The sequence below is a fragment of the Comamonas sp. GCA5 genome, from assembly GCF_036541385.1.
Classification (GTDB): domain Bacteria; phylum Pseudomonadota; class Gammaproteobacteria; order Burkholderiales; family Burkholderiaceae_C; genus Comamonas; species Comamonas aquatica.
On record NZ_JAZHFR010000016.1, the window covers coordinates 12,364 to 34,827 of the forward strand.

The following is a 22,464-nucleotide window of genomic DNA, read 5'->3' on the forward strand; positions in this document are numbered from 1 at the left end:
CCCACCTCCCATGCTGTCCCGCACCTTTCCGCGCCTTGCTCCGCCGCCCGAGGCCAATGCGCGCTTTGCCGTGGTGGTGGTGGCGCTGTGGTTCTGGATACTGGGCTGGGGCGCGGCGGCCCTCTCAGGCCCCGGGGGCGACCGCTGGTGGCTGTGCCTAGCGGCCGGCCCTATCGCCTGGGTGGCCCTGTTGATTGGCTGGCGCCTGCGCTGGCGGCTGGCGGCCCAGTGGCTGCTGCTGGCCGCACTCAGCGTGGTCTGCATCCTGGCCTGGCAAGGCGCCTTCTTTGGCACCAGCACCGTGCTGGTGCTGGCCGTGCTGGTGGTGTTTGCCGGCTGGTCCATGGGGATTGCGGAAGCCGCCCTGGTGGCCGGGGCTGTGGTGCTGCTCGGCGGCGGTCTGGCCTACCAGGGGCGCACGCACTGGGAGCAGGTGCTCATCGTCGGCTACGTGATGCTGTTCCTGCTGTGGGTCACCTTCCGCATGCTGCACAGCTACTCGGCGCAGATGCTGCAGTTGCAGCATTCGCTGGACGAGCTGGGACGCCACAAGCAGCAGTTGGGCGTGCTGTTCCAGGCGGTGGAGCAAAGCCAGGACAGCGTGCTGATCGTTGACCTGCAAGACCGGCTGGTTTACGCCAACCAGGCGTTTGAAGAGCATTCCGGCCTGCAGCGCAGCGCCATCGTTGGTCAGACGTCGCTGGCCCAGGCGGGCCTGGGTCCGCAGGAGCGCCAGGAGGTGCAGGACGCCGTGCAGCGCGGCCAGGTCTGGCAGGGCGTGGTCCACAGCCGCCGCCAGGATGGCGTGCAGGTCACGGAAAGCGTGCGCATCGCCCCGGTGACCGATCCGGACGGCGACCTGAGCCACCTGCTGGAAATCCGCCAGGACATCTCCGAGCTGCTGGAGGCCGAGCGCCGCATCCGCCACCTGCAGCACGTGGATGCGGTCACGCAGCTGCCCAATCGCAAGGCCCTGTTGTTGCGGCTGGACATGCTGCTGCAGCAGCAACCGGCCAGTCGTAGCGACGGTACACCGCAGCAGTGCCATGCGCTGCTGCTGCTCGAGATCGACCGCTTCCAGAAGTTCATCGACGCGCGCGGCAGCCAGTGGTCGGATGCGCTGCTGCAGGCCTTCGTGGCGCGGCTGCAGTCGCTGCTGCCGCCCAGTGCGCGGCTGGCGCGCACCTCGGCCAGCCAGTTCGCCGTGATTCTGGAGCGCGTGGGCAAGACGCGCCATCGGGCGCGCATGCACAGTTATGCCGTGGCGGAGGAGCTGCAGCAGGGCCTGGGCACCATCGTCTGCCTGCAGGAGGTGCCGGAAACCGTGCAACTGTCGTGCAGCGCCGGGTTCAGCGTCTTCCCGTTTGTGGAGCCGGGGCTCCAGGCCGACGCCGGGGACCATGTGCTGCGCCGGGCCAGCCTGGCCTTGTCGCAGGCCCGCCACCAGGGTGGGGGGCAGGTGCATGCCTATTCCGAGGCCCTGGCCGCCATCGCCCAGCGGCGCATTGAACTGGAGAAAGGTCTGCACGTGGCGCTGCAAGAGGGCCAGTTGCAGCTGTTCGTGCAGCCCCAGGTCGACATGATGGGGCGGGTGGTCAGTGTGGAGGCCCTGGTGCGCTGGCAGCACCCGGTCAACGGCATGATCGATCCCACGGAGTTCATTCCGGTGGCCGAGGACACGGGGCTGGTGGTGCCGCTGGGCGACTGGATGCTGGAGCAGACCTGCCAGCTGCTGAACGACCCGCGGGTGCAGCAAGGGGGCTACCGCGTCTCGGTCAATGTCAGTGCCCTGCAGTTTCAGCAGGCCGGATTTGTGCGCAAGCTGCAGGAGCTGATCCAGCGCACGGGAGTAGATGCCAGCCGGCTGACCCTGGAGGTGACCGAAAGCCTGCTGCTGCAGGAGGTGGAGCAGGCCATCCAGAAGATGGTGAGCCTGCGCGCCCTGGGGGTGCACTTCGCCCTGGACGACTTCGGCACCGGGTATTCGTCCCTGGCCTACCTGATGCGGCTGCCGATCCAGGAGATCAAGCTGGACCAGACCTTCATCCACGACCTGACGCCGCAGTCGCATGGCGCCGTGCTGGTGGAGGCGCTGCTGATGGTGGCCAAGGGACGCGCACTGCGCGTGGTGGCCGAGGGCGTGGAGCACAAGGCCCAGGCCCAGCTGCTGCAGGCCTGGGAGCCCGGCATCCTGTGCCAGGGCTACCTGTTCAGCCGCCCGTTGCCGGCTTCGGAATGGCTGCAGGCGCCCGACCTGAGCGGGCCGCAGGCCTTGCGCACCTGGTGATCACTGCGCCTGGATGCCGGCCTGCTCGATCACCACGCCGTTGAGTGCATAGTCCTTGCGGATCAGGGTGCCGAAAGCCTCGGCCGACAGCGGCAGGGGCACGTTGTCCAGCTGCAGCAGGCGCTGGCGCATGTCCGGGCTGTGCAGCAGTTGGTTGATGGCTGCGTTCAGGCGTGCCACGACGGCCGCATCGGTGCCCTTGGGGGCGTAGAAGCCGAACAGCGAGGTGAGGTTGGCCTTGTCCCAGCCCAGTTCGCCCAGCGTGGGCAGCTGCGGGAAACTGGCGGCCCGCTGTGGCCCCGTGGTGGCCAGCACGCGCAGCTTGCCCTGGGCGATCAGGGCGTTGATCGGCCCGAAGGGGTTGGCCAGCAGCAGGTCGAACTGTGCCCCGGCCGCGTCGGTGATGAGCTGGCTGCCGCCCTTGTAGGGCACGTGCACGAAGCGGCCGCCCGTGGCGCGGATCAATTGTTCCACCATGATGTGGCCCAGCGTGCCGTAGCCCGAGGTGGCCACGCTGAGGCCCTGGGGGGCGGTCTTGGCCTGGCGCAGCACCGCCTCGAAGCGCTGGGCCTGCAGGGCGCAGGTGGCCATCACGTACACCGGCGCGTACATCACGCTGGCCACCGGCAGGATGTCGGTCAGCGGGTCGTAGGCCACCTTCATCAGGTAGGGGTTGAGCGTCAGCGGGCTGATGGCGCCAAACGCCAGCGTGTGCTGGTCGTGGGCCTTGGCCAGCTCGGCCATGCCGAGGGTGGCACCGGCCCCGGGCTTGTTGTCCACCACCACGGGCTGGCCCAGGGTTTGGACTAGGCGCTCGCCGAACAGGCGCGCCACCACATCGTTCACCCCGCCGGCCGGGTAGGGCACGATCAGCCGCAGGGGCTGGCTGGGCCATGGTGCGGCCATGGCGGTGCCGGCCTGCAAGGCCGCCAGGCTGACGCCGGCCAGCAGCAGCTGGCGGCGGGTGAGGGGGTGGTCGTGGCGGGGGGGACATCGTGGGCTTTCCCAATAAAAAAACCGCGCCAGGGCGCGGTGGATGGTGGGGCGCTCAGCGCGGCTGCGCGAACCAGCGGCGTGCCAGCTGGTCCCAGAAGCGGGCGCCCAGCTCGATGTTGTCGTCGTTGAAGTCGTAGCCCGGGTTGTGCAGACCGACGCCTGGCTGGCCGTTCGGGCCGTTGCCGATCCAGCCATAGGCGCCGGGCACTTGCTCCAGCATGAAGCCGAAGTCCTCGGCCGTCATCGCGGGGGCGATGTCGGGGAAGGTGTTGTCGGCGCCGACCATCTCTTGCATCACCTCGGCCATGAAACGGGCCTCGTTGGCAGTGTTGGTGGTGTTGGGGTAGCCGGGCTTGTGGATATAGGTGGCCTCGCACAGGTGGGCCGCAGCCACATGGTGGGCGATGCGCTGCAGGCCCTCGGTCATGTAGTCCTGGGTGGACTGGCTCAAGGCACGCACGGTGCCGTAGATGGCGGCCTCGTCCGGGATGATGTTCTCCACGGTGCCCGACTCGATCTTGCCGATGGTCAGCACGGCGCTGTCCAGCGGATCGACGCCGCGCGACACCAGGGTCTGCAGCTGGCTGACGATGGCGCAGGCGACAGGGATGGGGTCCAGCGTCTTGTGGGGCATGGCCGCGTGGCCGCCCTTGCCGCGCACGCGGATTTCAAAGCGCATGGTCGAGGCCATGATGGGGCCGACGCGCACGGCCATCTGCCCCTGGGGCAGCGAGGGCCAGTTGTGCAGGGCGAACACGGCATCGCAGGGGAATTGCTGGAACAGGCCGTCGTCCATCATCGCCTTGGCCCCGGCGCCACCTTCTTCGGCGGGCTGGAAGATCAGGTGCACGGTGCCGTCGAAGGCGGGGTTCTTGGCCATCAGGGTGGCGGCACCCAGCAGCATGGTGGTGTGGCCGTCGTGGCCGCAGGCGTGCATCTTGCCGGGCACGCAGCTGGCGTGGGCGGCGCCCGTGGCTTCGGTCACGGGCAGGGCGTCCATGTCGGCGCGGATGCCGATGGTGCGGCCGGGGTTGTCCTTGGAGCGGCCGTGGCCGTAGATGCTGGCGACCACGCCAGTCTGGCCCAGGCCGCGGTGCACGGGCAGGCCCAGCGCCTGGAGGAAGGCTGCAACCTTGTCGGCCGTGCGGTGCTCTTCGTAGCGCAGCTCAGGGTTCGCGTGCAGGTCGTGGCGGAAGCTGAGCAGTTGTCCCAGATAGGGGGCGATGTCGTTGACGTTGTTCATCAGACTTGGTGGCTGGCGTTGGGGCTCAAAGCCAGTCACTGAAACAGTGATGCAAGCATTATGTGGGGTCGCCCGCAGGCTGTCTGCGGGACTGGAATGTAATCAACCATGGCTTGTCGGTGCTTTGTTGACGCCGTGGAATGTTCAAGTGCTTGATCAAAAAGGGTTTTGTGCACAATATGCCGCAGTTTCAGGCATGAATTGGCGAAATTGAATCATTCCAAAATTGCATTGATCACAGCCTGTCCATACCGCTCAGGGTATGTCCTGGGTCGCGGCGCCGGGCTGCCAGGCGGGGGGCACCGGCCGAGGCCCGGGCACGGTGGCGGTGCATCTGGGGCCGGGCTGTGCGCCGGCCGCGCGCTGCGGCGACAATCGGACCCACATGAAAAATACCATCCTCCCCCTGCAACTGCTGGTGCGTCCTTCGCTGCAAGATGACGTGCGCCCCCTGATCCTCTACCACGGCCGCCGCTGCCCGGACGGCTATGGCGCGGCCCTGGCGGCCTGGCTGTACTACGGGGACCAGGCCGAATTCCGCGGCCTGGACCATGGTGAGATACAGACCGCCGAGGACCTGGGCGACCTGGACGGGCGCGCCGTGTACGTGGTGGACTTCGCGTTCGAACCTGCGCTGATGGCGCAGATTGAGGCCAAGGTCAGCAAGCTGGTGGTGCTGGACCACCACAAGAGCGCGGCCGAGAAGCTGACCGGCTACCAGTGCCGCTGCGGGGTGGTGCACTTCGACATGAACAAGTCCGGCGCGCGCCTGGCCTGGGAGTTCTTCCACCCCGACAAGCCCGTGCCTGGCCTGATCCGCTACATCGAGGACCGCGACATCTGGAAGTGGGAGTTCGCCGAGAGCGCGCCTTTCCTGGCGGCGCTGGACATGGAAGAGCGCAGCTTTGCCCGCTGGGCCGAGATTGCCGCCTTCACGCCCGAGATGGAGGCGGCCTTCATGGCGCGCGGTGGCGCCATGGACGAGAAGTTCCAGAGCCTGTGCGCCGAGATCGCCTCGGGCGCGCAGGTGCTGGTGTTCAACGGCTTCCAGGGTCTGATGGTCAACAGCCCCGGCGTCTTCCACAGCCAGGTGGGCGACCTGCTGGCCAAGCAAAGTGGCAGCTTCGCGCTGATGTGGCACGCCGGCCCCAAGGGCGTGAAGGTGGGCCTGCGTTCGCGCTCGGACTTCAACTGCATCCCCCTGGCCGAAAGCTTTGGCGGTGGCGGCCATGCCCAGGCCTGCGGCTTCAAGATGGACAACACGCGCCTGCTGGACCTGCTGTCGACCGAGCTCAAGGCCGACCCGGACGCCAGCTACCCGCTGGTGCCCGCGCCGCTGCTGGAGTTTGACGAAGACGGCAAGTGGATCAAGCCCAAGAAATAAAAGTACGACACCGCGGGCTGGGCGCCGGCCACGCGGCCCTGCGCGCAAGGCCTGGGGCTGGGCGGGCGTGCCTTGCTGGACCGCTGCACGCCCCTGGTCGGCCGTCGGTGCCACCCTGGCCCGGCGCTCAGCGTGCAGGGCGCAGTTGTGCTGCGGCTTTGCTAAAACAGTAGCTGTTGGCGCACGCCAAACAAGGACTTCAGATGGTTATCTATCTGAAGTCCTTTGTTTTTGTGCGCAGACTGCTCTTGTTTAATCAGTGCGCAGGGGCAGCACCAGGCCGCAGCTGTCCGGCAGGCCGTGGGCCGTGGCCTGCCAGCCGGGCAGGGCCAGCAGCTGCTGCCATTGCTGCACCTCGGGCACATGGCTCAGCTGGCGCCAGTCGGCACAAAAGCGCAGGGGGGCACCTGTGCGCGGGTGGGGCAGCTCCAGCGCATGCGCGTGCAGCCACAGGCGCTGCAGGCCGATGCGGGCGGCCCACCAGCGGTTCAGCGCGCCCTTGCCGTGCGTGGCGTCGCCGATGATGGGGTGGGATTCGTGCTTCAGGTGGCGGCGGATCTGGTGGCGCCGGCCCGTCTTGGGCAGGGCTTCGACCAGGGAGATGCGCGTGCTGGGGTGGCGCGGGTCGTAGGCCTCGGGCCAGTCCAGCGTGGCCAGGCCGCGCAAGGTGGTCTGTGCGGCCTGCGCAGGGGCGTCTTCTGGGGCATCGTCGGGCTTGAGGGCGTAGTCCACCTCGACCAGCTCGGGGCACCAGCCGCGCGCCAGCGCCAGGTAGTGCTTGCGCGCCGTGTGGTCCATGAATGCGGCGGCCAGCCGGCGGCAGGCCTCCTGGTTCAGCGCAAACACCAGCACGCCGCAGGTGCCCTGGTCCAGGCGGTGCACGGGCCAGACATGCTGGCCGATCTGGTCGCGCAGGCTTTGCAGCACAAAGCGCGTTTCATGGCGCGCCAGCGCCGTGCGGTGCACCAGCCAGCCGGCGGGCTTGTAGACCACGACCATGTCCTCGTCCTGCCAGAGGATCTCCAGCGGGTGGGTGTAGCAGGGGCGGGGCAGGGTCGGTTCGGTCATGTGGGGCGGTCGAAAGCGCAAAGCGGGCCAGTGTAGTGGCGGCGTGCCTGGCGGGTGCGGGTTTGGGCGAATACGAGGGCGGGGCGCGGTGATTTGGCCGAGAATCACCAGTTTGGTGCATGCCACAGGGGCCGGGCGCCGGAACATTTTCAGAACAAGGGCAGGGGCGCAGATGGTGCAGGGTGTGTTGGCTTCGATCGTGGCCTCGTGCATTTTTGGCGGCATTTACTACCTGGTGCCTGCGCTGCAGCCGCTGGATGGCGAGCAGATCTTTGGTTGGCGCATGCTGATGGCCCTGCCGTTCACCACCGCGTGGCTGCTGTACAGCGGCCAGCTGGCCGGGGTGCTGGCGATTGCGCGGCGCGTGCGCGCGCAGTGGACGCTGGGTCTGTTGCTGCTGCTGTCGTCGGCGCTGGCGGGGGTGCAGCTGTGGCTGTTCATGTGGGCCCCGCTGCACGGCCACGCGCTGTCGGTGTCGCTGGGCTACTTCCTGCTGCCGCTGGCCATGGTGCTGGCCGGGCGCCTGGTGTTTGGCGAGCGGCTGAGCCGCCTGCAACTGGCTGCCACGGTGCTGGCTGCCTGCGGCATGGCCTGGGAGTTGCTGCGCGTCGGCGGCCTGGCCTGGCCGACCTGGGTGGTGGTGCTGGGCTATCCGGGCTATTTCGTGCTGCGCCGCAAGCTGCACACCAACACCCTGGCCGGGCACTGGCTGGACGTGCTGCTGCTGACCCCCGTGTGCCTGTGGCTGGCGCTGCGCGTGCTGCCGCAGGGCATCAGCGGCTGGAGTGCCATCCAGGGCGAGCCGGCGCTGCACCTGCTGGTGCCGCTGCTGGGCGTGCTCAGCGCCGTGGCGCTGGCCTTGTACATGGCAGCCAGCCGCCTGCTACCGCTGGGCCTGTTCGGCCTGCTGTCGTATGTGGAGCCGCTGCTGCTGGTGCTGGCCGCCCTGCTGATGGGCGAGCGCATCCAGCCTGGGCAGGAACCCATGTACGCCCTGATCGGCGCCGGCGTGCTGCTGCTGGCGCTGGAGGGCGGGCTGCAGGTGCGCCGCCCGCAAGGCGTGGCTGCCACTGCGGGTTGAATGGTCTCAAAAACCGCTGTAGCGCGCTTCTGGATTGCGCTGGTAGCTATGGTTTTTGTGCCGGGTCGGCCGGTGCCGCGGCCACCAGGCTGAGCGCGCATTTCTGCGCCAGCGCCTGCAGATAGCCTTCGGCAAAGAACACGTGCTGGTAGCTGCTGGTCTCGAACAGGCGCAGCGGCTGCTGGTCCGGCCCGTGCACCAGGGTGTCGCCGTGCTGCAGCGTGGCGTAGTAGTCACCGCTGCCCGCATCGCGGTGCAGGGCAAAGCGCGCGCCGCGCAGGTCGAGCACCAGGTTGTGGCTGGCGCGTTGGTCGATGACCTGCATGGTGCAGGGGTCCTGCGGGTCCAGAAACTCCCAGTCGTCGCCGAGCACGGCTATGCGCGACAGCTGGTTCAGGGCATCGGCGATCTGGTTGGAGCTGGCGCTGTCCAGGTGCAGCACCGTGTCGGTGGTGGGATAGCCACTCAGGCGCTCCTGGAAATCACTGCAGGCCAGCAGGCCCAGGCTGCAGGCGCTCCAGGCCAGCCAACGGTAGACCGGGGGCATGGTTAGGGCTGGGCAGTTGGGGTGGTGGTCACGGCGACGGGCGGGCTGGGCGGCGGGGCGGCATCTTCCAGCCGGTCCACCTGGCGCAGGCTGGAGAAGCGCTGCATCCACGCCGCCACCACGCCCAGGGTGCACAGGCTGCCCACAATCGCCGCCGGCACGGCACCCAGTGCGGCCGCCATGGAGCCAGCGCGGAATTCCCCCAGCTCGTTGCTGGAGCTGATGAACAGCATGTTGACCGCGTTCACACGCCCGCGCATGGTGTCCGGCGTGGAGAACTGCACCAGGGCCGAGCGGATGTAGACGCTGACCATGTCGGCCGCCCCGGCCACGGCCAGCATGGCCATGGACAGCCAGAACCAGTGCGACAGCGCAAACGCCAGGTTCGCCAGTCCGAACACGGCCACGGCGGCAAACATCACCTTGCCCACGTGGCGCTGGATGGGGCGGTTGCTGAGCCACAGGCCCATCAGGATCTCGCCGCCGGCCATGGACGAGCGCAGCAGGCCCAGGCCCTCGGGGCCGGTGTGCAGTACCTCCTTGGCGTAGACGGGCAGCAGGGCGATCACCCCGCCCAGCAGCACGGCGAACAGGTCCAGCGAGATGGTGCCCAGCACGATGGGGCGGCTGCGGATGAAGTGGAAACCATCCGTGGCGCGTTGCCACATCGAGCCCTCCAGCGCCTGGCGCGGCGCGGCGTAGCGCACGGGCACCCGCCACAGCAGCAGCACCCCGGCGGCCAGGGCCAGTGCACACACGGCATAGGTCAGCACACCGCCGCCCAGTCCGTACAGCACGCCACCCAGCACGGGGGCGGCAATGGCGGCGGTGCGCATCAGCATGCTGTTGGTGGCCAGGGCCTGGGCCAGGTGCTCGCGCGGCACGATCTGCGGCAGCAGGCTTTGCATGGCGGGGCCGGTGAAGGCGCGGCTGCAGCCAAACAGCACCAGCACGGCGTAGATGCCACCCACCCCGTGCGCGCCCAGGGTGCTCAGCCACAGCAGCAGCATGGCGCAGACGCTGGCCACGGCCCAGCTGGCGCCCAGCATGCGTTTGCGGCTGATGCGGTCGGCCAGATCGCCGGCCGGGATCAGCAGCAGCAACATGGGCAGGAACTGGGCCAGCCCGACGTAGGCCAGGGAGATGGGCTCGCGCGTGATGTCATACACCTGCCAGGCCACGACGACGGCCTGCATCTGCTGGGCAAACACCCCCAGCATGCGGGCGGTCAGAAAGGGCAGGAAGCCGGGCTGCTGCAGGGCGGCGTTGTGGAGCGGAAGAGGGCGGGACACGGTGGAGCAGGGGCAGGGAGGGGGCACAGTGCGGCGCCATCGCCGCGCAAAAAAGCCGCTGGTGGTCAGCGGCTTGGGGGGAGGGCTAGCCCAGGGTGACGACCACGGGGGCGTGGTCGCTGGGTTGCTTGTTCTTGCGGGGTGTGCGGTCCACCACACAGGCGGTGGTGCGGGCCTTGAGGGCCGGGCTGACCAGGATGTGGTCAATGCGCAGGCCCCGGTTCTTCTGGAAGCCCAGCATGCGGTAGTCCCACCATGAAAAGCTCTTTTCAGGTTGCTCGAACATGCGGAAGGCATCGGTCAGGCCCAGGTCCAGCAGGCGCTGGAAATGCGCGCGTTCCTCGGGCGTGTGGTGGATGCTGCCGCGCAGGCCTTCGGGGTCGTAGGAGTCGCGGTCTTCGGGAGCGACGTTGAAGTCGCCCACCAGCACCAGCTGCGGGTGCTGCGCCATCTCGGCCTGCACAAAGGCTTCCAGCGCGGCCAGCCAGCGCAGCTTGTAGGCGAACTTGTCGGAATCCGGGGCCTGGCCGTTGACGAAGTAGCAGTTGATCAGGCGCACAGGGCCTTGCGGGGTCTGCAGCGTGGCGGCGATCACGCGGGCCTGCTCATCGTCCAGGCCGGGAATGTTGCGCACCACATCCTGCATGGGGTGGCGACTCAGGATGGCGACGCCGTTGTAGGTCTTCTGGCCGTGGCAGACGGCCTGGTAGCCGGCAGCCTCCAGTTCCATGAAGGGGAACTTGTCGTCCGTGAGCTTGAGCTCCTGCAGACCGATCGCATCCACGGGGTTGGCCTGCAGCCAGTCGAGCAACTGGAGCAGACGCACGTTCAGGGAGTTGATGTTCCAGGTGGCAATTTTCATTGTTATATAAACCCATTTAATTTCAATGGGTTGCGTATTTTATTTTTAGGTTTCTAGCTCTAGCTACCCAGCTAGCTACCCCAAAAGTGTTCAAAAAATGGTTGTTCTTTTAGCTTCTTCTATCGTATCAGCCACATAGTTCCCGCTGCGCGAGGGCGATTTAAGAATAGGGTGGCCACGTCGTTGCACCTGGCGTATGAGCGTTCAGTATGGCTTTGAGTCGTTGCACATATTCCATCGCTGGCAGCGCAGTGTCAGCCTCCCAGTCGGTCACGTCTACCAGCCTCATGCCGGAAGGCTTCCACAACCCGTCACACCAACAGCAACTGATTTCCCATTGGGTGGCGCTTATGCGCGCAAACACGGGCTGCTGCAGTTGCGCTACTTTCCAGCGCTTGGCGATGCCCGGCTGCAGTTGAGTGGGTAACACGCCTTCACCTCGCAACAGCAAACGCAGCTTCAGCCCTGATCCCCAGCATTTTTGACGCAGTTGAATAGTGGTCAAATTCGGCCATGCGGGTGCAGCCCCAAACGCACGAGGCAGCTGAGTCGTCAGCATGGGTTGCCCTTGACGTAGGTGCATGGCCAATGACAGCGGTAAAGGCTCCGTCACACCCTGAGCCTGCAGTATGACCGACGTGGCATTCGTCAGTTGAGCCTGCAAGGTGCGCTTTACGCATTGCCACCACGCCAGCCGGAGCTCTGGCACATCTTCCAATGCTTGATACCGCCGCTCACGCCACGCGATGCGCCTGGCTAAAACCTTGGCGCTTAAGTTCATGGCATCGGCCATTTTCTGAACCGCCAGCATGATGTGCCCATGTGCAGGGGCCTGGCCAAGCACCCGTCTTGCAAACGTCAGCACCCATGGCACATCGCACTGCCCGCTGTTCAAGTGCCGCAGCAAAGCATTGATCGTGTCTGTCGGCAGATGTTGTGCACCTTGCAGGACAGCTTGCGCATCTGCCGTATCCCGCCACTGCAGCCAACTGGCGGCATTGGTGATGCCCTGGCCTTGCACTGATGGCGGTGTGCTTGCGCCTAGGCACTGGTGGCGCGGCAGTCGCTTGGGCGGCGGCCGGCCTGGGCCAGCCGGCCGTCAGGCGGCCACGGCCAGGGTTGGGCGCATGAAGCCGGTGGTGGCGTGGGTGCTGCCGTCGTCGAACACCAGGCTGCGCTCGGGCCAGCGCAAGGCGGCCAACTTCATGTGGGCGTGCGGGCGGCCAAAGGTGCGGGCCTGGGCCCGGGCACCGACGGAATAGTCCACGCAGAACACGTTGCCGCGCCGGCCCAGCCAGGCAAACGGCGCCGCGCCGCGGAACAGCCCCTCGTGCGTGGTCTGGGCCGGCAGGGTGGAGCGCCAGTAGTGGCCGACGACGACGGGCGTGTCTTCGGCATAGCTGTTCCACCAGGCCATGCGCTCCACAAAGCGCCATTTGTTGCCAGCGAAGAACGGCTCGGGCGTCTGGCGCTCCAGCCCGCAGGTCAGCACCTTGAGCGGGTTGAACAAGGCCTTGTTGAGTTCGTTGTCGCAGTGGGCCTGCAGGAAGGGCGGGCAGTGCTCGCCGTCTTCCAGGCTGTGGGGCCAGATGCTTTTTTCCGCGGCCATGCGTTCGGCAATGTTGCGCTGCTGGGCCACGGCGGCAGCCTGGGCCTCCCAGTGGTCGTACTCGGCGCGGGCCGTGCCCAGGGGCATGGCGCGGGCCTTGTCCACATCGGGGCCATGCCAGGCGGCATGGATGACGCGCAGGTCGGCGCGCTCCAGCGCCAGCGGCAGGCCGTTGAGAAAGGTCTCGATGCGGGCGCGCTGCAAGGTGTTGGTGGCGCGCGCGAACTGGCTGTACTTGGTGGTGTCGCTGGCCAGGCGTTCCTCGAAGTACCAGCCTGCGCCGTCCTTGGGGTCGTGGCGCAGCAGGTTGATCTCGTGGTTGCCGGCGATGGCGCAGGCGTTGCCGCTTTCGACCAGGCGCTGCACCAGGTCGACCACGCCCGGGCTGTCCGGCCCGCGGTCCACGAAGTCGCCGACAAACACCAGGGTGCGGGCCTGGGGGTGGCGGCCGCTGTCGTCGTAGCCCAGGTGGTGCAACAGGTCCTGCAACGCAGACAGCTCACCGTGGATGTCTCCCACGATGTCGAGCGGGCCGGGGGGCAGGGGCTGGATCAGGCTCATGGCGGCAAGGCTTTCAACGAAAAAAACGCCCGTTGGCAATTGAACGGGCGTTCCATATTGTTGCAATGCAGCAAAGTCGTCAACCCGTCTTCACCCTGAGTCGGCTCATCTTTGTCGCGTGGGCTGCACTCGCTATCAACGCTGGCGGGTGTAGCGCACAAAACTGAAGGGCAGGCCCTGGGCGCTGACATGGTCTTCGCGCGTGGCTTCCTGCCACTCTGCACCCAGCACGGGGGCATGGGCATCGCCATCGAAGTCCTGGTGAATGATGGTGACCTCGACCACATCGGCCAGCGGTAGGGCTTGGGCGTAGATTTGTGCGCCCCCCATGACCCAGACGGTGTCGCCATGATGCGCGCCGGCGTGCAGGGCTTCTTCCAGGCTGCTTGCGCGCAAAACGCCCGCGGCCTGCCAGTCGCTGTTGCGGGTGACGACGATGTTGGTGCGCCCGGGCAGGGGGCGAAAACGCTCGGGCAGCGAATCCCAGGTCTTGCGGCCCATGACCACGGGGTGGCCGCTGGTCAGCTGCTTGAAGTGGGCCAGGTCCTCGGGCAGGTGCCAGGGCATGCGGTTGTTCAGGCCGATCACGCCGTTGGCGGCGCGGGCATAGATCAGGTGGATGGCCATGGACGGGGGTCTTCCAGAGAGCTGTGCAAAAAAGTGAGCTTTCTGCGCGCGTTATTCATAGACTTTGGATGCTTTGGCATCGCAAGTGCTTGAAATACGCGCGCTGACTGCTCTGGTTTTAATACAGGGGCGTCACACCGCCACGGGCGCCTTGATGGCGGGGTGGTGTTCGTAGCCTTCGACCACGAAGTCCTCGTACTGGTAGTCGAAGATGGAATCCGGCTTGCGCAGGATTTTGAGCGTGGGGTAGGCGTGGGGCTGGCGCGCCAACTGGGTCTCAACCTGCTCGAAGTGGTTGTTGTAGATGTGGCAGTCGCCGCCGGTCCAGATGAAGTCGCCCACCTCCAGGCCGCATTGCTGGGCCAGCATGTGGGTCAGCAGCGCATAGCTGGCGATGTTGAAGGGCACGCCCAAAAAGATGTCGGCGCTGCGCTGGTACAGCTGGCAGCTGAGCTTGCCGTTGGCCACATAGAACTGGAAGAAGGCGTGGCAGGGCATCAGGGCCATCTGGTCCAACTCGGCCACGTTCCAGGCGCTGACGATGATGCGGCGGCTGTCGGGGTTGTGCTGGAGCTGCTTGACCACTTCGGCGATCTGGTCGATGTGGCTGCCGTCGGCCTTGGGCCAGCTGCGCCACTGCACGCCGTAGACCGGGCCTAGGTCGCCGTCTGCACGGGCCCATTCGTCCCAGATGGTGCAGCCGCGTTCCTGCAGCCACTGCACATTGCTGTCGCCGCGCAGGAACCACAGCAGCTCCAGGATGATGGACTTGAGGTGCACCTTCTTGGTTGTGACCAGGGGGAAGCCTTCGCTCAGGTCAAAGCGCATCTGGTGGCCGAACACGCTGCGCGTGCCCGTGCCGGTGCGGTCCCCCTTGCTGACGCCATGTTCATACACATGGCGCATGAAGTCTTCGTACTGCGAACGGACAGGGCGGTCTGTGGTGGTGGTCATGGGCGGCATCTGCAAATCAAAAACAAAACCGCCCTGTGCGCAACAAGCTTGCTTGCACCAGCACCGGGCGGCCAACGGGCCATTGTGCCATCGCTGCCTGGGTGACCGCAGCCATCAGGGCAAATGCGGTCTTGACGGACAGACGTTCCACCAGCGTGCAGGGACAATCGTCACAAGCATCGGTTAAAAAGACCGTGAGCCAATATGTATCTAGCGCGGGCTGCTCTCTTTTTGGAGGGATCGGTTCGGCGCACAGACCTGGAGGACACTGATGAAGCGCATGTTCAATCCGTGGCACACCCTGGCGGTGCTGGCCGTGGCCACCACCCTGGCCGCCTGTGAACCTTCCGTCCCCTCGCCCAAGCTGGACGGGCCGGCGCCAGCCCCCGCACCTGCAGCCGGCCTCGGGACAGAGGCGGTGCACGGCCTGGGGGCCGATGCCGCCACGGTGGCCGCCAGCGTGGCCAAGGCCGACGCCCCCCATGGCGACGGGGCCACGCAGGCCGCCGCATCGCCGCTGGCGGAGCTGCGCAGCTACGTGGGCACCTACCCCAGCGACAGCAATGTGAGTTTTCTGGAGCAGGGCGTGCTGGCCGAACGCCTCAAGCAACTGCTGGGCAAGGACTACCCCACGCTGCTGGCCAACATGCGCACCGTGGGCCCGCTGACCGAAGACCGGGGCCGCTGGTTCATCACCGGCAACCGCCCGCATGAGGGCGGGGCTGAGGCGGCCGCCATCGTCGTCGATGCGGCCCAGAACGCGGTGCGCGTGTGGATGCTGCACGAAGGTGCCACCCGCGAGTTCCTCGACCCCCAGGGCGCCAGCGTGCCCTGGCCGCAGGATGTGCAGACCTTGATGGGCAACCACGCCGCGGCACCCAAGGGCTGAACCCTGCGCGGTGCGGTGGCGCCGGCCCATGCAACCACGCCACGGAGACCGTGGCGTGGGTTCAAGGAGGGTGCACCGCGGTGGTGCGACCCGTGCTGGACAGGGCCGCCGGCTCCGCAGATCGGCAGAACCCGGCCCGCAGAGGGACTGGGGTTTGTAGCGTCTGCAAGGTCACCCCGGTGGCGGGGCGCGCGTGTCTCGTCTGGGTTGCCGGGGGGCCCGCAGGTCGCCGCAGGCAATCCGGTCGTTTAGGCGCGGTCCAGCACCTGCAGCACGCAGCCGGGGTTCATTAGGCCTTGCGGATCCAGGGCCTGCTTGATGGCGCGCATCATGCCCAGTGCCACGGGCGATTTGTAGTGCGCCAGCTTGTCGGCCTTGAGCGCGCCCACGCCGTGCTCGGCCGAGAACGAACCGCCGAACTGCGCCACGGCGTCGTAGACCAGGGTGTTGACCAGGTCCTCCTTGTCGCGCAGGAAGGTCTTGCCGTCCTCGCCCTCGGGCACCTGCACGTTGTAGTGCAGGTTGCCGTCGCCCAGGTGGCCGAAGTTGACCAGGCGCACACCGGGAATCTCGCGCTGCAGCACGGCATCGGCATGCGCCACAAAGGCCGGGATGCGCGAGGCCTGGATGGAGATGTCGTGCTTGATGTTCAGGCCTTCCTCGGCCTGGGCCAGCGGAATGCTTTCACGGATGTGCCACAGGTCGTGGGCCTGGGCCATGCTCTCGGCCACCACGGCGTCCAGCACGCAGCCTTCTTCGAAGGCCAGCTCCAGCAGGTGCTCGAAGCGGGCGCGGGCGTGGGCTTCGGATTCGCTGTCCGAGTTCTCCAGCAGCACGCAGTAGGGCGCCTCGGCCATGTCGGCAAACGGCACGCGCAGCTGCGGCATGTGCTTGACCACCAGGGACAGCGCGAAGCGGCCCATGACCTCAAAACCGGTCAGCCCGGCGGCCAGATGCTGGTGCGCCAGCCCCAGCAGGCGCACGGCGGCTTCCATGCTGGGCACGGCGGCAAAGGCCGTGAGCTGCGCGGCGGGCTGGGGGAACAGCTTCATGGTGGCCGCAGTGATGATGCCCAGGGTGCCTTCGCTGCCGATGAACAGGTCGCGCAGGTCGTAGCCGGTGTTGTCCTTGCGCAGGCCGGTCAGTCCGTCCCAGATCTCGCCCTGGGGGGTGACGACCTCCAGGCCCAGGCACAGCTCGCGCGCATTGCCGTAGCGCAGCACCTGGGTGCCGCCGGCGTTCGTGCCCAGGTTGCCACCGATGGTGCAGCTGCCCTCGGCCGCCAGCGACAGCGGGAACAGAAAGCCCGCCTTGTCTGCCATTTCCTGCAGGGTCTGCAGGATCACGCCGGCCTCGACGGTCACGGTCAGGTTGTCGGCATCCAGCTGGCGCACGGCCTGCATGCGCTGCAGGCTCAGCACCACCTGCTGGCCCGAGTGGTCGGGGGTGGAACCCACGGACAGGCCGGTGTTGCCGCCTTGGGGCACGATGCTGACCCCGGCGGCCGCACAGGCCTTGACCACGGCGGCCACCTCCTGGGTGGTGCCCGGGCGCACCACGGCCAGGGACTTGCCGTGCACGCGCTTGCGCCAGTCCTGTTCGTAGGCGCTGAGGTCCCCCTCGGTCAGCACATGGGCGGCCCCCACGGTGTGGCGCAGGGTATCGAGCAAAGCAGTGGAAGTCATGGCAAGCAGGTGGCCCGCAGAGGGCGCACGAAAAAAGTCACAAAGGAAACAGGCCCCATCCTAAGCCCGCCAGGCGGGTGCCGGCAGGGGCGCACGAAAAGCATAAGCCTAGGGGATTACCGACTGCGGAACAATTGGAATAAATTTCAGGTTTATGCCAGTTTTTCCGAACAATCTCAGCCTGCGCCAGCTGCGCGCCTTTGACGAAGTGGCGCGCCAGGGCGCGTTTGCCCCGGCGGCGCGCGAGCTGTGCATCACCCAGTCGGCGTTGTCCGAGTCGATCCGCCAACTCGAAGAGGCGCTGGGCATGCGCCTGTTTGACCGCACCACGCGCACCGTGGGCCTGACCAGCGCGGGCCAGGCCTTCCTGCAGGATGTGCGCCACGCCTTCGACACGCTGGAGCAGGGCGTGCAGCACCTCAGCGACCTGGCGGCCCTGCGCCGGGGCAAGGTGCGGATTGCGGCCGCGCCCTCGGTGCTGGCGGTACTGCTGATGCCGGCATTGCCCCGGCTGCGGGCCGAGCACCCGGGCATCGAGGTCGATCTGATCGAGGACAGCGCCGAAGGCATTGCGCTGCGCGTGCACAGCGGGCAGGTCGACTTTGGCGTGGGCGCGGCCCACCCGGCCGGGGGCGAGCTGCTGACGCAGCCACTGGTCAGCGACCAGATGGGGTTGGTGGCCCAGGCCGATGAGCCCTTGCTGCAGGCCGCGCAATTGCACGCGGCCGACCTGGCGCAGCTGCCGTTCGTGGGCTTGACCACGGACACCGCCATCAGCCAGTTGCTGGCCACGGCCCCGGGCATGCCGGCCAATGTGCTGCACACGCCGCTGCGCGTGTCCAACCCGGCCCTGCTGTTCGACGCCGTGCGCCAGGGGCTGGGCGTCAGCCTGATTCCGGCCCTGACGGCGCAGCACCCGGCGCGCGGGGCCCTGGGCTTTCGCGTGCTGGACACGCCGCAGGTGGTGCGCCGCACCTTGCTGATCCAGCGCCCGCGCCGGGCCCTGTCCCCGGCGGCGCAATTGCTGTGCGAGGCCTTGGTGGCGCAGGTGCACACCCTGTCGCACCAGGCCGGGATGCTGCCGGATTAGGCCAGGGCCGCCTTGGCGGCTTTCTGGCGCAGGCGCACGTGCAGGGCGCAGGCCACGAACAGCAGCAGGCACAGGGCGATTTCCACCAGGGCCAGCCAGCGGCCGGGCGCCGTGTCGCTCCAGGCGCGGACCACGCCCTCGGTGAAATACAGCCACACCACCAGGCTGACCCAGCGGTAGGTGTACATGCGGCGCTTGAGCAGGCCCGCCAGCGGGATGCACAGCGGCAGGGCCTTGAGCACCAGCCACGAGCCACCGGGGCGCAGCGGCGCCAGCCACAGCTCCCAGGCCACGCTCAACACGATCAGGCCCAACAGGCTGCCCACGGCCAGCCAGCGGGTGGCAGCCACATCGCTGCCGGGAAGGGGGTTGGTTGCGGAATTCATCGGGGTGGCATCATACGGGGCATGGTCACCACCTTACACCGAGCACGTCAGCGCACGCGCCAATTGTTCAAAACCCTGCAGTCTTTCCCGTGGCGCAACACCCTGCGCACCCTCCAAACGCGCTTCAGCCAGGACCAGCTAGGCCTGACGGCCAGCAGCCTCACCTTCACCACCTTGCTGGCCCTGGTGCCCTTCTTCACGGTGCTGCTGTCGGTGTTCACGGCCTTTCCCAGCTTCGGGCGCCTGCAGGAGACCTTGCAGCGCTGGCTGGTCGACAGCCTGATTCCCGGCGAGATCGCCGTGCAGGTGATGAACTACCTGGTGCAGTTCTCCAGCAAGGCCAGCCAGCTGGGCGTGGTGGGCCTGGCCTTCTTGCTGCTCACGGTGGTCAGCCTGATCCTGACCATGGACAAGACGCTGAACCACATCTGGCGCGTGCAGCGCATGCGGCCGCTGGGCCAGCGCCTGCTGATCTACTGGGGCGTGATCACCTTCGGCCCGTTGCTGATGGGCCTGAGCATTGCCACCACCTCGTACGTGCTGTCGGCCTCGCGCGGGCTGGTGGCGGTGCTGCCGGAGAGCGTGCAACTGGGCTTCAATTCGCTGGAGTTCATGCTGCTGTCGGCCGCCATGGCGGCGCTCTACCACTTTGTGCCGAACACGCCGGTGCAGTGGCGCCACGCCTGGGCCGGCGGGCTGTTCGTGGCCGCGGGCATGGCCCTGGCCAAGAAAGTCCTGGGCCTGTACCTGTCGACCGTGCCCACCTACTCGGTGATCTACGGCACCTTCGCCACCTTGCCCATCCTGCTGATCTGGATCTACACCTGCTGGGTGATCTTTCTGCTGGGGGCGGTGGTGGCCGCCTACCTGCCCAGCCTGTTGGCCGGCAGCAGCCGCAGCCTGCACGAGCCCGGCTGGGAGCTGGAGCTGGCGCTGGAGGCCATCGCCGTGCTGGAGCCGCTGCGCAGCCAGGACCAGCGCGGCCTGCCCGCCATGGCCCTGGCCAAGCGGCTGCGGGTCGACCGCCTGCAGCTGGAGCCGGCGCTGTCCGCCCTGGCCAGCATCCGCTGGGTGGGGGCCATGCCGGAATCCGGCACCGCCTACCTGGAAGAGGGCGAGCCGCGCTATGTGCTGCTGGCCGACCCCGACCAGACCTTGCTGGCCCCCTTGCTGCAGCACATGCTGATCCGCCACACCGAGGGCACGGATGCGCTGTGGCGCTCCGCCGGCTGGGAGCACCGCCTGCTGCGCGATGCGCTGCCCCGCAGCCACGGTCCCTGCAAGGACCCCGTGGCCCAGGCCGGCGCCACCAGCCCTGCAGTGGTCCACTGAGTAGTGATGAAATCGGGCTATAGCGCAGATGGGGTATGCGCTGGTTGCTGCGTTTTCAGGAATTTTTCCGCCTGATCGCAGACAAAATGAAGCCCCGGTGCATGCGCAACCGGGGCTGTCGGCGACCACCTAGACTTGGTGCGAAGCCGTATACCTGGGTTTTCGGCCGGCGGGGCGGTAACTTGAGGCCGATTTCACACGCAGGCTGCGGCCTGTAGGCGCAGCGCGGCCTCCGTCGCCGGCCAGACAGCCCGGGGCTGGGGGAGGGCCTAGCATCCACCGGGCCACCGGTGCAGGGCCGGTAGCCCACTTTCTGCACTGTGTACCGCGCCACCATGCCGTCTTCCGTGATCACGCCCCAGATCTTCCGTGTGCCGACGCCCGAGGGCCAGCTGCATGTCCAGCGCTGGCAACCGCACGTGATGGCGGGCAAGTCGCCGATCGTGCTGTTGCATGACTCGCTGGGCTGCGTCGCCCTGTGGCGCGCGTTCCCGGCGCAGCTGGCGGCCGCCACCGGGCGCGCCGTGATCGCCTACGACCGGCTGGGCTTTGGCCAGTCCGATGCGCACCCGGGCCGGCTGGCCCCCGGTTTTGTGCAAGCCGAGGTGGCCGCCAGTTTCACGCCGGTGCACCAGGCGCTGGGGCTGGACGACTTCGTCATCTTGGGCCACAGCGTGGGTGGAGGCATGGCCGTGCAGGTGGCGGCGGCGTATGCCGCGCAGTGCCGGGCTTTGATCACCGAATCGGCGCAAAGCTTTGTCGAGGACCGGACCCTGGCGGGCATCCGTGCCGCCCGCGACCACTTTGCCCAGCCCGGCCAACTGGAGCGTCTGGCGCGCCACCACGGCGACAAGGCCGCCTGGGTGCTGGCGGCCTGGGTGGAGACCTGGCTGAGCGCGGCCTTCGCCGACTACCGCCTGGACACGGCCTGCCAGCAGGTGCGCTGCCCGCTGCTGGCGATCCATGGCGAGTGCGATGAATTCGGCTCCCTGCTGCATCCCGAGAACCTCTGTGCCTGGACACCAGGCCCTGGCGAAATCGACATCATCGCCGGCGGTGGCCATGTGCCGCACCGCGAGCAGCCCGCGCACCTGCTGCGCCGCATCGCCCGCTTCTTGCAGCCGCTGGACTGAGCGCAGCGGCAGGCATGCCCCGGAGGTCCCGGCACGCAGGCGATGGCGCAGCATCACGCCTCTTGCTTGCCAGCCCTGGACCGACGGTCACCCCGCCAGCCTCCTGGCGCGGCACGGCTTGCGCACTGACCAGGGGGCAGGGACGCGGCTTAGCGCAAGAAGCCGTGGATGGCAAACAGCGTGGCGTCGGGCGATTCCGTCATCTGGTTGTGGCCGTGCGGGATCATCTGCACCGTGACCGCCTTGCCGGCCGCCTGGGCGGCCTGGATCAGACCCTTGGCGGCCTTGGGCGGCGTCATCTGGTCCTGTTCGCCCAGCACGAACAGCACCGGGCAGGTGATGGCCGCCATGGCCGCCTCGCCGCCGGCATAGCTGTCACAGGCAGTGAAGCCGGCATGCAGCAGGTTGGTGTTGGCATTGCTGGCCAGCACGCGGCGGCCCAGGGCCATGCCGGCGCCAAACACCCAACTGCCCGCGCCATTCGGCGGTGCCAGTGTGGCGCGCGAGAAGGTGTTGACCATCTGGATGGCCTGCTCGGGCGTGTTCAGGGCCGACGCCAGCAGCGCGGGCGAGACCTTCATCGGAAAGGCCGTGCCCACCAGCACCAAGTGGCTGATGCGCTGCTGCAGGCGCGCCGCGGTCTCCATGGCGATCAGGCTGCCCCAGCTGTGGCCGACCAGGGCGGCGTGCTGCAGCCCCGCAGCATCCATCAACTGCGCGATGCTGTCCGCGGCGGCTTCGACCGACAGCGGGGGCGTGCCACCGCTCTTGCAGTGGCCGGGTAGGTCGATGGCCAGCACGTTCCAGCCATGGTTGGCCAGGTAGCGGCTTTGCAGCGCCCAGACGCTGTGGTCGCACAGCACCCCGTGGATCAGGATGGCCGTGGGCTTGGTGGCATCGAAGGCCTTGCCGCCGGTGTAGGCGTAGAGGGGGGCGTTGTTGACTGTGAAAAACATAGCTGTCTCCGCAATGTGGATAAGCGCCAGAGGCTGTTTTTATGAGAATGTTGGGGGCTCAGGTGTCGGCAATCAGCAGCTTGCCCAGGCACACGCTGTGGTCGTGCACATAGCCCAGGCTGGCGTAGAAGGCGAGGACGGCGTCGTTGCCGGCGCGCACCTGCAGGTTGAGCTTGGGGCAGCCGCGGGCGGTCAGCATCTGCTCGGCCAGCTGCACCAGGCGGCGGGCATGGCCCTGGCGCTGCAGCGACGGGTGCACGGCCAGGTAGTTGATCCAGCCGCGGTGCCCTTCGTAGCCGATCATGATCGAGGCCATGACCGCGCCGTCCGCGTCCGTGCCCACCAGGAACATCTCGGGTTGCACCTGCAGCTTGCGGTCGATGTCCTGGTACGGATCGTTCCAGGGCCGCGTCAGGCCGCAGGCCTGCCACAGCTGGACCGTGGCCTCGGTATCGGCGGGCGCGAACGCGCGGATCTGCAGC

At 67.5% G+C, this 22,464-nt stretch carries 21 protein-coding genes; 7 read left to right on the forward strand and 14 right to left on the reverse strand.

Translation table 11 applies throughout. The features are described from left to right. Positions 1-10 precede the first annotated feature (10 nt). Positions 11-2,287, forward strand: a complete 2,277-nt coding sequence (locus SJH88_RS06050) for a putative bifunctional diguanylate cyclase/phosphodiesterase (RefSeq protein WP_274753897.1) — start codon at positions 11-13, stop codon at positions 2,285-2,287. Here the strand turns inward: SJH88_RS06050 and SJH88_RS06055 are convergent, their stop codons facing one another. Both SJH88_RS06055 and SJH88_RS06060 read right to left on the reverse strand, forming a co-directional pair. After that, positions 2,288-3,193, reverse strand: coding sequence for a Bug family tripartite tricarboxylate transporter substrate binding protein (locus SJH88_RS06055; RefSeq protein WP_274753898.1), 906 nt, complete (start codon positions 3,191-3,193; stop codon positions 2,288-2,290). It lies immediately after the preceding gene. Between the two features lie 142 nt (positions 3,194-3,335). Next, complete coding sequence (locus SJH88_RS06060) at positions 3,336-4,526, reverse strand: M20 aminoacylase family protein (protein ID WP_270152112.1); 1,191 nt, start codon at positions 4,524-4,526, stop codon at positions 3,336-3,338. Between the two features lie 385 nt (positions 4,527-4,911). Between SJH88_RS06060 and SJH88_RS06065 the strand changes: the two genes are divergently transcribed. Further along, on the forward strand, positions 4,912-5,910 hold the full coding sequence (locus SJH88_RS06065) for a DHH family phosphoesterase (RefSeq protein WP_154163709.1): 999 nt from the start codon (positions 4,912-4,914) through the stop codon (positions 5,908-5,910). 252 nt (positions 5,911-6,162) lie between these two features. Here SJH88_RS06065 and SJH88_RS06070 read toward each other — a convergent pair whose 3' ends face one another. Continuing rightward, entirely contained in the window at positions 6,163-6,978 is an 816-nt protein-coding gene (locus tag SJH88_RS06070) for a pseudouridine synthase (RefSeq protein WP_274753899.1), read from the reverse strand. Positions 6,979-7,150: 172 nt separating this feature from the next. On the opposite strand from SJH88_RS06070, the gene rarD reads away from it, so the two are divergent. Beyond that, entirely contained in the window at positions 7,151-8,059 is a 909-nt protein-coding gene (gene rarD, locus SJH88_RS06075) for an EamA family transporter RarD (protein WP_260675143.1), read from the forward strand. A gap of 46 nt (positions 8,060-8,105) precedes the next feature. Here rarD and SJH88_RS06080 read toward each other — a convergent pair whose 3' ends face one another. From SJH88_RS06080 to SJH88_RS06110, 7 genes are all read right to left on the reverse strand, one after another. After that, a complete protein-coding gene (locus tag SJH88_RS06080) occupies positions 8,106-8,606 on the reverse strand; it encodes a hypothetical protein (RefSeq protein WP_274753900.1) in 501 nt (166 codons plus the stop codon). A gap of 2 nt (positions 8,607-8,608) precedes the next feature. Next, a complete protein-coding gene (locus tag SJH88_RS06085; protein ID WP_390887257.1) occupies positions 8,609-9,925 on the reverse strand; it encodes an MFS transporter in 1,317 nt (438 codons plus the stop codon). Positions 9,926-9,983: 58 nt separating this feature from the next. After that, entirely contained in the window at positions 9,984-10,760 is a 777-nt protein-coding gene (gene xth, locus SJH88_RS06090; protein ID WP_274753902.1) for an exodeoxyribonuclease III, read from the reverse strand. A 160-nt stretch (positions 10,761-10,920) separates the two neighbouring features. After that, entirely contained in the window at positions 10,921-11,781 is an 861-nt protein-coding gene (locus SJH88_RS06095) for a hypothetical protein (protein ID WP_274753903.1), read from the reverse strand. A 78-nt stretch (positions 11,782-11,859) separates the two neighbouring features. After that, entirely contained in the window at positions 11,860-12,930 is a 1,071-nt protein-coding gene (locus SJH88_RS06100; protein WP_274753904.1) for a metallophosphoesterase, read from the reverse strand. 135 nt (positions 12,931-13,065) lie between these two features. After that, a complete protein-coding gene (locus tag SJH88_RS06105; protein WP_042412279.1) occupies positions 13,066-13,557 on the reverse strand; it encodes a dihydrofolate reductase in 492 nt (163 codons plus the stop codon). A 132-nt stretch (positions 13,558-13,689) separates the two neighbouring features. Continuing rightward, positions 13,690-14,511 (reverse strand): thymidylate synthase, encoded by an 822-nt coding sequence (locus tag SJH88_RS06110; RefSeq protein ID WP_274753905.1) that lies wholly within the window; start codon positions 14,509-14,511, stop codon positions 13,690-13,692. Between the two features lie 271 nt (positions 14,512-14,782). On the opposite strand from SJH88_RS06110, the gene SJH88_RS06115 reads away from it, so the two are divergent. Next, the gene (locus tag SJH88_RS06115; RefSeq protein WP_274753906.1) at positions 14,783-15,400 is read left to right on the forward strand and encodes a hypothetical protein; all 618 of its coding nucleotides are present in this window, start codon (positions 14,783-14,785) and stop codon (positions 15,398-15,400) included. Positions 15,401-15,648: 248 nt separating this feature from the next. On the opposite strand, the gene SJH88_RS06120 is transcribed toward SJH88_RS06115, so the two are convergent. Further along, positions 15,649-17,085: an FAD-binding oxidoreductase gene (locus SJH88_RS06120; RefSeq protein WP_274753907.1), complete on the reverse strand. Its 1,437-nt coding sequence runs from the start codon at positions 17,083-17,085 to the stop codon at positions 15,649-15,651. Positions 17,086-17,239: 154 nt separating this feature from the next. On the opposite strand from SJH88_RS06120, the gene SJH88_RS06125 reads away from it, so the two are divergent. After that, positions 17,240-18,175 (forward strand): LysR family transcriptional regulator, encoded by a 936-nt coding sequence (locus SJH88_RS06125; RefSeq protein ID WP_045266479.1) that lies wholly within the window; start codon positions 17,240-17,242, stop codon positions 18,173-18,175. Here the strand turns inward: SJH88_RS06125 and SJH88_RS06130 are convergent. Next, complete coding sequence (locus SJH88_RS06130) at positions 18,172-18,561, reverse strand: DUF2069 domain-containing protein (RefSeq protein WP_043382367.1); 390 nt, start codon at positions 18,559-18,561, stop codon at positions 18,172-18,174. The two genes, SJH88_RS06125 and SJH88_RS06130, sit on opposite strands and share 4 nt — an antisense overlap. Before the next feature lie 21 nt (positions 18,562-18,582). On the opposite strand from SJH88_RS06130, the gene SJH88_RS06135 reads away from it, so the two are divergent. After that, complete coding sequence (locus tag SJH88_RS06135) at positions 18,583-19,893, forward strand: YihY family inner membrane protein (RefSeq protein ID WP_274753908.1); 1,311 nt, start codon at positions 18,583-18,585, stop codon at positions 19,891-19,893. Between the two features lie 335 nt (positions 19,894-20,228). Continuing rightward, a complete protein-coding gene (locus SJH88_RS06140) occupies positions 20,229-21,026 on the forward strand; it encodes an alpha/beta fold hydrolase (RefSeq protein ID WP_274753909.1) in 798 nt (265 codons plus the stop codon). A gap of 149 nt (positions 21,027-21,175) precedes the next feature. Here SJH88_RS06140 and SJH88_RS06145 read toward each other — a convergent pair whose 3' ends face one another. Together SJH88_RS06145 and SJH88_RS06150 are read right to left on the reverse strand one after the other, a co-directional pair. Then, the gene (locus SJH88_RS06145) at positions 21,176-21,982 is read right to left on the reverse strand and encodes an alpha/beta fold hydrolase (RefSeq protein ID WP_274753910.1); all 807 of its coding nucleotides are present in this window, start codon (positions 21,980-21,982) and stop codon (positions 21,176-21,178) included. 58 nt (positions 21,983-22,040) lie between these two features. Beyond that, positions 22,041-22,463, reverse strand: coding sequence for a GNAT family acetyltransferase (locus SJH88_RS06150; RefSeq protein WP_274753920.1), 423 nt, complete (start codon positions 22,461-22,463; stop codon positions 22,041-22,043). Between the last annotated feature and the right edge of the window lies 1 nt (position 22,464).

What these genes read in the sequence shown, in the direction of transcription:
- SJH88_RS06115 (WP_274753906.1), top strand. Translation starts at nt 14,783, where the DNA reads ATGAAGCGCATGTTCAATCCGTGGCACACCCTGGCGGTGCTGGCCGTG.
- SJH88_RS06060 (WP_270152112.1), bottom strand. Translation starts at nt 4,526, where the DNA reads ATGAACAACGTCAACGACATCGCCCCCTATCTGGGACAACTGCTCAGC.
- SJH88_RS06070 (WP_274753899.1), bottom strand. Translation starts at nt 6,978, where the DNA reads ATGACCGAACCGACCCTGCCCCGCCCCTGCTACACCCACCCGCTGGAG.
- SJH88_RS06130 (WP_043382367.1), bottom strand. Translation starts at nt 18,561, where the DNA reads ATGAATTCCGCAACCAACCCCCTTCCCGGCAGCGATGTGGCTGCCACC.
- SJH88_RS06050 (WP_274753897.1), top strand. Translation starts at nt 11, where the DNA reads ATGCTGTCCCGCACCTTTCCGCGCCTTGCTCCGCCGCCCGAGGCCAAT.
- SJH88_RS06100 (WP_274753904.1), bottom strand. Translation starts at nt 12,930, where the DNA reads ATGAGCCTGATCCAGCCCCTGCCCCCCGGCCCGCTCGACATCGTGGGA.
- SJH88_RS06140 (WP_274753909.1), top strand. Translation starts at nt 20,229, where the DNA reads ATGCCGTCTTCCGTGATCACGCCCCAGATCTTCCGTGTGCCGACGCCC.
- SJH88_RS06135 (WP_274753908.1), top strand. Translation starts at nt 18,583, where the DNA reads ATGGTCACCACCTTACACCGAGCACGTCAGCGCACGCGCCAATTGTTC.
- SJH88_RS06080 (WP_274753900.1), bottom strand. Translation starts at nt 8,606, where the DNA reads ATGCCCCCGGTCTACCGTTGGCTGGCCTGGAGCGCCTGCAGCCTGGGC.
- SJH88_RS06145 (WP_274753910.1), bottom strand. Translation starts at nt 21,982, where the DNA reads ATGTTTTTCACAGTCAACAACGCCCCCCTCTACGCCTACACCGGCGGC.
- SJH88_RS06055 (WP_274753898.1), bottom strand. Translation starts at nt 3,193, where the DNA reads ATGGCCGCACCATGGCCCAGCCAGCCCCTGCGGCTGATCGTGCCCTAC.
- xth (WP_274753902.1), bottom strand. Translation starts at nt 10,760, where the DNA reads ATGAAAATTGCCACCTGGAACATCAACTCCCTGAACGTGCGTCTGCTC.
- SJH88_RS06120 (WP_274753907.1), bottom strand. Translation starts at nt 17,085, where the DNA reads ATGACTTCCACTGCTTTGCTCGATACCCTGCGCCACACCGTGGGGGCC.
- SJH88_RS06065 (WP_154163709.1), top strand. Translation starts at nt 4,912, where the DNA reads ATGAAAAATACCATCCTCCCCCTGCAACTGCTGGTGCGTCCTTCGCTG.
- SJH88_RS06110 (WP_274753905.1), bottom strand. Translation starts at nt 14,511, where the DNA reads ATGACCACCACCACAGACCGCCCTGTCCGTTCGCAGTACGAAGACTTC.
- SJH88_RS06125 (WP_045266479.1), top strand. Translation starts at nt 17,240, where the DNA reads ATGCCAGTTTTTCCGAACAATCTCAGCCTGCGCCAGCTGCGCGCCTTT.
- rarD (WP_260675143.1), top strand. Translation starts at nt 7,151, where the DNA reads ATGGTGCAGGGTGTGTTGGCTTCGATCGTGGCCTCGTGCATTTTTGGC.
- SJH88_RS06105 (WP_042412279.1), bottom strand. Translation starts at nt 13,557, where the DNA reads ATGGCCATCCACCTGATCTATGCCCGCGCCGCCAACGGCGTGATCGGC.